Genomic DNA, 9,104 nt, shown 5'->3' on the forward strand with positions numbered 1-9,104 from the left:
CAAGCGGTACTGACTTTCCTAGCTGGGAAGATTCACACTGCGATTTTTGACAGGTGCTGGCGATAACCGTTAAAAACACGGTCCACGCGGCAAAAGAGAGCTGTGACAAAGTAAAGGTTCATGCGAAAACTCCTGGCAAGCGCCCTGGCGCTGGTGATGATTGCCGCCTTTTGCGGCTACGGCTTCTGGACCCAACAACGCCCGGAAGGCCACTACCTGTCCGACCTGCGTATCGAACTGGCACTGAACCATGGCGTGCCCGGCGAGCATGGCAACCTGCTCGGTGTCGAGCCGTTGCTGTTCCCGGGCGACTACCAGAACCTGCAACGCCTGCACCGCAAGCTTGCCGCCTACCTGGAACAGGCGCGCGCCCAAGGGCTGGTGAGCTCGCGCACGGTGGTGGTGCTGCCGGAGCATATTGGTACCTGGCTGTGGGCACGCGGGGAAAAGAACGAGCTTTATCAGGTGACGCAAAGCCGCGAGGCCTTGCAGTGGCTGGAGCTGAGCAACCCGTTGCTTTATGGCCTGGCCATGCTTGGTACCGACGGCGACGACTGGCGCGCTGATGCGCACCTGCGCATGAAGGCCAAGCAGATGGCTGCGGACTACCAGCAGCTGTTTGGCGGCCTGGCCAAGGAGTTCGGCGTTACGCTGGTGGCCGGCTCCATCGTGCTGCCCGCGCCCTACGTGAAACAGGGCGTGCTGCACGTCGGCAGTGGCCCGCTGTTCAACAGTAGCCTGGTGTTTGCCGCTGATGGCTCACTGCTGGGCCAACCCCAGCGCCAGCAATTCCCCGACAGTGAAAACCGCCGCTACGTCCACGCTGGCCGCCAGCAACCGCTGCAAGTGGTACAAACCCCTGCCGGGCGCCTAGGCGTGTTAGTGGGCAGTGACAGCTGGTACCCGGAAAACCACCAGCAATTGGCACAACAAGCCGTTCAGCTGATTGCCAACCCGGTGTTCCTCAGCGGCAAGGGCAGTTGGGATGCGCCTTGGCGTGGTAATCGCCATCAGGGCGCCAGCGCCGGGCTTGCCCTGCAACGTGGCGAAGTCAGCGAACAGAGCGCATGGCAACGCCTGACCGAGGCGGCCGGGGCCGGCGTCAGCAGCATGAGCGTGTTCATGCGCGGGCAGTTCTGGGAACAGGCCGGCGACGGCCAGGGCTTTGCCCGCCAGTCGGGCGAATTGCTGGTGGGGACTCCCAGCCATGGCGCCCGCCTCCTGAACCTGTGGCTGTAGGCGCATGGCCCGCCCCCGCGTACGCCTTGGCGACCTTTCGGTTGGTTTTGTCCAGCCGCTGAGCGAGGCGCTGCGTGAACTGGGGCACGACCCCGAGGCCCTGCTGAGCCGCTATGGCCTTGATGCGCCACGCCTTGCCGAAGCCGGCGCACGCTTGTCGATTCCCCGCTACATGCACCTGGGCCACGCAGCCATCGAGCTGAGCGGTGAAGCCGCACTGGGCCTGCATATGGGGCGCCTGAGCCGCCTGGCGCATGCCGGCCTAGCCGGGATCACCGCCGCCCAGGCGCCGACCTTGGGCGAGGCGGCGCGCACCCTGCTGCGTTTTGAGCCACTGTACGCGGCCAACTACCGTGGCCAATCCAGCTTTGAGGAAGATGCCCAGGGCGCCTGGTTGCGTTTCTATTCGATCAGCCCCTACAACGCCTATAACCGTTTCGTGGTCGACTCGCTGCTCGCCGGGTGGCTGGCACAGCTTGCCGATCTGGCGGGTACGGCGGTCCAGGCCGAGCGCCTGGACATCGAATTTTCCGCCCCTGCCTACGCTGCGCGGTATCAAGCGCTGTGCAGCACGCCTGTGCAATTTGCGGCCGAGGGCAACCGGCTGCGGCTAGGCCGCGCAACACTGCAGCTGGCCAACCCCAGGCATTGCCCAAGCACCTGGCAGCATCTGTTGCAGCTGTGCGAGGCACAAATGCAGCAGCTTACGCGGGTGCGCAGCCTGGGCGAGCGCATTACCCACCTGCTGGGCCCGCTGCTTAATGGCGGCCGTGAACCAGACCTGGAAGAAGTGGCGCTGCACCTGCAACTGCCCACCTGGACACTGCGCCGCAAGCTGGCCGAGGAAGGCACGCGCTTTCGCGACTTGCTCAACGAAACACGACGCGACCTGGCCGAGACCTATATCCGTGATACGGAGCTGGCCTTTGGCGAGATTGCCTATCTGTTGGGGTTTGCATCGGCAGAGGCCTTCCAGCGCGCGTTCAAGCGCTGGACGGGCCTTACGCCGGGGGAGTTCCGCCGCAGCCAGCGGCGGGCGGGCTAAAGCTCGGTAGCGTCGTCAGCCGGTTCCGGGGTGTCCAGCTCGTAAGCCTGGGTTTCGAGTAGTTCTTCCTGATATTCGTCCATGCCCTGTGTCCTCTTTGTCATTTTGTCTTCGTAGGTGTCGCCTTCAAGCTAAGCAGGTGGCATGAAGGAATGATGACAATCTTATGAGTGGTAAACGTAGCAGGTGTTCAGGAAGTTATCGCGGGGCGTCTGTAACAGGGGATGTGTGCAGCCTGCGCCGGCCTCTTCGCGGGCTTGCCCGCTCCCACAGGATTTGCACAAGCGCTGAAACTTGCGCATTACCTGTGGGAGCGGGCAAGCCCGCGAAGAGGCCAGTACAGGCGATCATCAGAGAGCGGGTGAAGCCGCCTCGGCAGGCTGTGCATCCTGTTGAACCTGAATCGGTGCAGCCTCCGTAGGTGGCGCCACCGGCTGCGAACCCTGGCTGTCATTCACTGCCGGCGCTGCCACTGTTTCGCTGACCGGGGCAACGGCCGCTGGCGCTGGCGCAACCTCAGCCGCCGGCGCAGGTGTCGGAGCCACCGGGTTCGCCGCAGCCTGCTCCGGCAGCCCCAGGTCCACCGCTGGCTTTTCCGCCTTGGGCGCCTCGACCTTGGCTTTGGCAACTTTTTTCGGCTTGGGCAGGTAACTCTCCACAAGGGCGAAATAGCGGTCATAGAACTGCGCCGCTGTTACCGTTTCACTGGCTACCTTGACCATCGAATCGTCACTGGAACCAATCGGCATGGACACCGAACCCAGCACCCCCACGCCCAGGCTGGCGGAGGTGTTGGACTTTTTCAGCGCATACCGGTCCTGCAGGGCGTTGGCAAACATGGTCGAACGCTGCTCGTCGCTCACATCCGGCGCGCAGGTGACGTTGAAGCTGATCTGCAGGTGGTTCTCGCTGTTCTGCTGGAAGCTCTTGTTGCCCACCACCTGGTTGGCACCGCTGCTGGTGATGATGTAGCCCTGGCTGAGCAAGGCACGCCGGGCCGCTTCGCAAGAGCCGGCATCGCTCACCGGAAAGCTGCGCGAGAAGGTGCCCGAGTCATCGAAGTTCTCGTGTTCGTACACGGTGGTTTTTTTCGAAGAACAACCGGTCACGCCCGCCAGCACCAGGGCCAGCCCGAGCGCACCAAAGACGGAAGATCTGGTCATTGCGAATTCCGGGTAAGTCGAGAAGGTGCCTATTGTGCAACACAGCGGGTAGGCACAGGAACCATTGGTCGGTGAAGAACCTGTCAGGTTGGTGTAAATCTGGGTAAAGGCCGAAAAAATTAGCCGTGGAAACGAAAAAAGCGACCCGAAGGTCGCTTTTTCGTGCTTCAAGGCGTTCAAGGGGCCTTGAGGCGAAGATGGCGCAGCGGACGGGACTCGAACCCGCGACCCCCGGCGTGACAGGCCGGTATTCTAACCGACTGAACTACCGCTGCGTATCATTCAGGCTTGCGCCCGATTGAAACCTGGGTCTACCCTTCCGGCGAATTCGCCTCAGGGCAGGCACAAAAAAAGCGATGACGTGATCGCTTCTCTTGTGTTTGCTTCAAGGTGTTCTAGGGACCTTGAAACGAAGATGGCGCAGCGGACGGGACTCGAACCCGCGACCCCCGGCGTGACAGGCCGGTATTCTAACCGACTGAACTACCGCTGCGTATCGTTCAGGCTTGCGCCCGATTGAAACTGGGATCAGCCCAAGGTGCTTGACCTTGTGGCTCAGACCGGTGCCAGGCACCCATCTGTTACTGAAAAATGGCGCAGCGGACGGGACTCGAACCCGCGACCCCCGGCGTGACAGGCCGGTATTCTAACCGACTGAACTACCGCTGCGCAGTGCGTTCCTCTCTGCCTATCGGCTTCTTGCGGAACCCGATGCTACAGGAACATCTCAGGAAGTGGTGGGTGATGACGGGATCGAACCGCCGACCCTCTGCTTGTAAGGCAGATGCTCTCCCGGCTGAGCTAATCACCCTCGCGATGTTGCTTGTTGCGTTTGCTTCGCTGAGGCCGCGAAATTTACGCAGGTGGCGAAGCTAAGTCAATAGCCCCATTGAATTTTTTTCAAAAAAGGTAAAAACAGAAAAGGGACCTTTCGGTCCCCCTTCCTATAACGTCGAACTCAGGTGTAGATCATCTTGCGGGTCATGCCGCCATCGACCACGAACTCCTGGCCGGTGACAAACGCCGCCTGGCGCGACAACAACCAAGCCACCATCGCCGCCACATCCTCCACCGTCCCTACCCTGCCCGTCGGGTGCTGGGCATGGTCGGCCTCGGTCAGCGGCTCGGCACGGCGTTGCGACGGGTCACGGGCATCGATCCAGCCTGGGCTCACCGCATTGACGCGAATCTCCGGCCCCAGGCTCATGGCCAGGGCATGGGTCAAGGCCACCAGGCCGCCTTTGCTTGCCGCATAGGCCTCGGTATCGGGCTCGGACTGCCGCGCCCGGGTGGAGGTGAGGTTGACGATCGCCCCGTTGTGCGCACGCAGGTACGGCGCACAATGCTTGGCCAGCAACATCGGGCCATTCAGGTTGACCGCCAGTACCCGGTTCCATTGCGCCAGGCTCAGGCTTTCCAGGGTCTGGTTGTGCGGGTTGGCAATCGCCGCATTGCACACCAGCGCGTCCAGCCGGCCAAACTGCCCCAGCACCTCAGACACCCCGGCACTGACCTGGGCCTCGTCGGCAACATCCATGGTGATGAACCAGGCATTGTCACCCAGGGCCTTGGCCACCTTGGCACCACGCTGGCGATCAAGATCACTCAGCACCACCTGCCAGCCTTCGCAGATCAGCCAGGCGGCAATCCCCAGGCCGATGCCGCGCGCGGCACCGGTTACCAGGGCGACCCGGCCGTTGAGGCCGGGCGTACCGCGGCTGATCTCGATCACAATGCAGCCAGCCCGCGAGCCAGGTCTGCCTGCAGGTCAGCCACGTCTTCCAGGCCCACGGCAACGCGGATCAGGCTGTCGCGGATGCCGGCGGCTTCACGCTCCTGCGGCGACAGGCGGCCGTGGGAGGTGGTGGCCGGGTGGGCGATGGTGGTTTTGCTGTCACCCAGGTTGGTGGTGATGGAAATCACCCGGGTGGCGTCGATGAAACGCCAGGCACCCGCTTTGCCGCCCTTGACCTCAAAGCTGACCACCGCGCCAAAGCCACTCATCTGGCGCTTGGCCAGTTCGTGCTGCGGGTGGCTGGGCAGGCCGGCGTAATGCACCTTTTCCACGCCGTCCTGCTGCTCCAGCCATTCAGCCAGGGCTTGGGCGCTTTCGCAGTGCGCACGCATGCGCAGGCGCAAGGTTTCCAGGCCCTTGGTGAAGATCCAGGCGTTGAACGGGCTGAGCGTCGGGCCAGCGGTACGCAGGAAGCCCACCACTTCTTTCATCTGTTCGGCACGGCCGGCAACCACACCACCCATGCAGCGGCCCTGGCCATCGATGAACTTGGTGGCCGAGTGGAACACGATGTCGGCACCCAGCTTCAGTGGCTGCTGCAACGCCGGGGTGCTGAAGCAGTTGTCCACCACCAGCATGGCGCCGTGGGCATGGGCGATTTCGCTGAGCGCGGTGATGTCGACCAACTCGGCCAGCGGGTTGGACGGCGATTCGACGATCAGCAGCTTGGTGTTGGCCTTGATGGCCTTTTCCCAGCCACCGAGGTCGACCAGTGGTACGTAGTCCACCTGCACGCCAAAGCGCTTGAAATACTTCTCGAACAGGCTGATGGTCGAGCCGAATACGCTCTGCGACACCAGCACATGGTCACCGGCGCTGCACAGCGACATGACCACGGCCAGGATCGCTGCCATGCCGGTGGATGTACCCACGGCCTGCTCGGCGCCTTCCATGGCCGCCAGGCGCTCCTCGAAGGCGCGTACCGACGGGTTGGTGTAGCGCGAGTAGACGTTGCCCGGCGTTTCACCGGCAAAGCGCGCAGCGGCATCGGCCGCCGTGCGGAACACGTAGCTGGAGGTCAGGAACAGCGCTTCGCTGTGCTCGCCCTCGGGTGTACGGTGTTGACCGGCGCGCACCGCCAGGGTGTCGAAACCGACACCCTCGAGGTCGCTGTCCAGTCGCCCGGCATCCCATTGATCCGTCATGCCGTCGCTCCCTGAATCAGTTGTTGTAGAGGTCGATGATCGCGCTGACGGCCTGGTTCTTGACCTTGGCCAGGTCATTACGGGCCTGCTCGATGCGGTCGAGGTAGGCCGCGTCGATATCGCCGGTGACGTACTCACCGTTGAATACCGCGCAATCGAAGTGATCGATCTTGATCTTGCCGCCACCGACCGAATCGATCAGGTCAGGCAGGTCCTGGTAGACCAGCCAGTCGGCGCCAATCAACTCGGCCACTTGTTCGGTGGTACGGTTGTGGGCGATCAGCTCGTGAACACTCGGCATGTCGATGCCGTAGACGTTGGGGTAGCGCACCGCAGGGGCTGCGGAGCAGAAGTAGACATTCTTCGCACCGGCTTCGCGGGCCATCTGGATGATCTGCTTGCAGGTAGTGCCGCGCACGATCGAGTCGTCCACCAGCATCACGTTCTTGCCGCGGAACTCCAGCTCGATGGCGTTGAGCTTCTGGCGTACCGACTTCTTGCGCGCAGCCTGGCCGGGCATGATGAAGGTACGGCCAATGTAACGGTTCTTGACGAAACCTTCGCGGAACTTGACGCCCAGGCGGTTGGCCAGCTCCAGCGCAGCGGTGCGGCTGGTGTCCGGAATCGGGATGACCACGTCGATATCATGCTCGGGGCGCTCACGCATGATCTTGTCGGCCAGTTTCTCACCCATGCGCAGACGGGCCTTGTACACCGAAATACCGTCGATGATGGAGTCCGGGCGGGCCAGGTACACGTGCTCGAAGATGCACGGTTGCAGGTTCGGCGCTTCGGCGCACTGCTTGGTGAACAACTGGCCGCCTTCGGTGATGTACACCGCTTCGCCCGGTGCCAGGTCGCGGATCAGGGTGAAGCCGAGTACGTCCAGGGCCACGCTTTCCGACGCGATCATGTATTCCACGCCTTCGTCAGTGTGACGCTGGCCGAACACCACCGGGCGGATGCCATGGGGGTCGCGGAAACCGACGATGCCGTAGCCGGTGATCATTGCCACCACGGCGTAACCGCCGACACAACGGCTGTGTACGTGGGAAACGGCAGCAAACACGTCTTCTTCAGTGGGCTGCAGCTTGCCACGCACCGCCAGCTCATGGGCGAACACGTTCAGCAGCACTTCCGAGTCGGAGTTGGTGTTGACGTGGCGCAGGTCAGACTCGTAGATCTCTTTGGCCAGCTGCTCGACGTTGGTCAGGTTGCCGTTGTGCGCCAGGGTAATGCCGTATGGCGAGTTGACGTAGAACGGCTGGGCCTCGGCCGAGGTCGAGCTGCCCGCAGTCGGGTAGCGCACGTGGCCAATGCCAATGCTGCCGACCAGGCGCTGCATGTGGCGCTGCTGGAACACGTCGCGCACCAGGCCATTATCCTTGCGCAGGAACAACCGGCCGTCATGGCTGGTCACGATACCGGCAGCGTCCTGGCCGCGGTGCTGGAGGACCGTAAGCGCGTCATACAGCGCCTGATTGACGTTCGACTTACCGACGATACCGACGATGCCACACATGCGACGCAACCCCTACTTTGACGAAACTTGAGTGAATAGCGCTCAGGGCTTTGCCGGCCCGAGCAACTGTTCCTTGAACGGCAGATCAGCCGGAGCGCTGATCAGCCCACCGGGCGACCACTGGCCGGTGAAACCCAGAATCAGGTTTTTCGACCAGTCGGCGACCAGGAGAAATTGTGGTATCAGGCGTGATTCCTGCCACCAGGTGTCTTGTTGAACCGGCCCCAGGCTGATCAGGCCTATGGCCACCACTACCAGCAAGGCCCCGCGCGCGGCACCAAAGGCCATGCCCAGGAAACGGTCGGTGCCGGACAGCCCGGTCACACGGATCAGCTCGCCGACCAGGAAATTGACCATGGCCCCCACCAGCAAGGTGGCGACGAAAAGAATGGCGCAGCCCGCGATGACGCGCATCGATGGCGTCTGGATATAGCTTTCAAGATACACCGAGAGCGAACCGCCGAACATCCAGGCAACCGCACCGGCAATGATCCAGATGAGCAAGGACAAGGCTTCCTTGACGAAGCCGCGCTTGAGACTGATCAGTGTGGAGACGGCGATGATCGCGATGATCGCCCAATCAACCAAGGTAAATGCCACGGTGCTGCCTGCAGACGTTTGAGGCGGCGCATTTTACCAGAGCGGCGGGCTGGGAGTAAGCGGAATGTCAGCTGGATTAGTGTTAGCCCATTCGCGGGTAAACCCGCTCCCACAGGGACCGCGCTGACATTGAATACGGCGCTGCACCTGTGGGAGATTCTATGGCCGGAGGCAAATTTTCAGTAGAAAAGCCCACGGCCTCTCTCAGCAACATCCAGGCACGAATCAGCCTGCCAGAGAATTTCTCTCCAGCATCGGGTGCTGCCCGTCAGTTCGGGTGGGCTGCGTAGCAGCCCCAGCCTCAGCTGGCCAGCTTGGCACCTCCGGTATATATCTCGGGTTTCCAGTCAGCCTCATGCCTCATCAGGCCGAATGCCAGCCGAGCCAAGCGACGCGCAAGGATTACCAAGGCTTGGGTGGTTTTCTTCCCGCGTGCTTGATGATGGGCGTAAAACTGCGACCAAGTCTTGGTTCGGCTGCCGCTCATCGAGGCGTTGTATAGAAGTCTGCGGACCTCCGAGTCTCCACGCTTGCTCAACTTCCCTCTGCCCGACCATTTGCCGGATTGGGCAACCGTCACATCCAGACCTAGATA

8 protein-coding genes and 4 tRNA genes are annotated in these 9,104 nt (G+C 62.3%); 2 read left to right on the forward strand and 10 right to left on the reverse strand.

The genetic code is table 11. The annotated features are described in order from the left end of the window. Positions 1-120: 120 nt before the first annotated feature. Together ACQKPZ_RS15925 and ACQKPZ_RS15930 are read left to right on the forward strand one after the other, a co-directional pair. Positions 121-1,239: a nitrilase-related carbon-nitrogen hydrolase gene (locus ACQKPZ_RS15925; protein ID WP_427539744.1), complete on the forward strand. Its 1,119-nt coding sequence runs from the start codon at positions 121-123 to the stop codon at positions 1,237-1,239. 4 nt (positions 1,240-1,243) lie between these two features. Beyond that, positions 1,244-2,284: an AraC family transcriptional regulator gene (locus tag ACQKPZ_RS15930; protein WP_427539747.1), complete on the forward strand. Its 1,041-nt coding sequence runs from the start codon at positions 1,244-1,246 to the stop codon at positions 2,282-2,284. A 350-nt stretch (positions 2,285-2,634) separates the two neighbouring features. On the opposite strand, the gene ACQKPZ_RS15935 is transcribed toward ACQKPZ_RS15930, so the two are convergent. The 10 genes from ACQKPZ_RS15935 to ACQKPZ_RS15980 all read right to left on the reverse strand — a co-directional run. Further along, a complete protein-coding gene (locus tag ACQKPZ_RS15935; protein WP_391134710.1) occupies positions 2,635-3,447 on the reverse strand; it encodes a DUF2242 domain-containing protein in 813 nt (270 codons plus the stop codon). Positions 3,448-3,645: 198 nt separating this feature from the next. Beyond that, positions 3,646-3,722, reverse strand: a tRNA-Asp gene (locus ACQKPZ_RS15940). A gap of 141 nt (positions 3,723-3,863) precedes the next feature. Next, positions 3,864-3,940, reverse strand: a tRNA-Asp gene (locus tag ACQKPZ_RS15945). 99 nt (positions 3,941-4,039) lie between these two features. Then, positions 4,040-4,116, reverse strand: a tRNA-Asp gene (locus tag ACQKPZ_RS15950). A 66-nt stretch (positions 4,117-4,182) separates the two neighbouring features. Beyond that, positions 4,183-4,258: transfer RNA gene (locus ACQKPZ_RS15955), tRNA-Val, on the reverse strand. A gap of 147 nt (positions 4,259-4,405) precedes the next feature. Continuing rightward, positions 4,406-5,179 (reverse strand): SDR family oxidoreductase, encoded by a 774-nt coding sequence (locus ACQKPZ_RS15960; protein ID WP_403201348.1) that lies wholly within the window; start codon positions 5,177-5,179, stop codon positions 4,406-4,408. Next, the gene (locus ACQKPZ_RS15965) at positions 5,176-6,387 is read right to left on the reverse strand and encodes an O-succinylhomoserine sulfhydrylase (RefSeq protein WP_391134720.1); all 1,212 of its coding nucleotides are present in this window, start codon (positions 6,385-6,387) and stop codon (positions 5,176-5,178) included. The genes ACQKPZ_RS15960 and ACQKPZ_RS15965 overlap by 4 nt, the downstream gene beginning before the upstream one ends. Positions 6,388-6,403: 16 nt before the next feature. After that, positions 6,404-7,909 (reverse strand): amidophosphoribosyltransferase, encoded by a 1,506-nt coding sequence (gene purF / locus ACQKPZ_RS15970; protein WP_391134723.1) that lies wholly within the window; start codon positions 7,907-7,909, stop codon positions 6,404-6,406. A 42-nt stretch (positions 7,910-7,951) separates the two neighbouring features. Further along, positions 7,952-8,509: a CvpA family protein gene (locus ACQKPZ_RS15975; RefSeq protein ID WP_201207519.1), complete on the reverse strand. Its 558-nt coding sequence runs from the start codon at positions 8,507-8,509 to the stop codon at positions 7,952-7,954. Between the two features lie 301 nt (positions 8,510-8,810). After that, the coding region (locus ACQKPZ_RS15980) for a transposase (RefSeq protein ID WP_427539750.1) at positions 8,811-9,104 on the reverse strand (294 nt) is incomplete at its 5' end.

This window comes from Pseudomonas sp. NPDC089547, from assembly GCF_050280665.1.
GTDB lineage: Bacteria > Pseudomonadota > Gammaproteobacteria > Pseudomonadales > Pseudomonadaceae > Aquipseudomonas.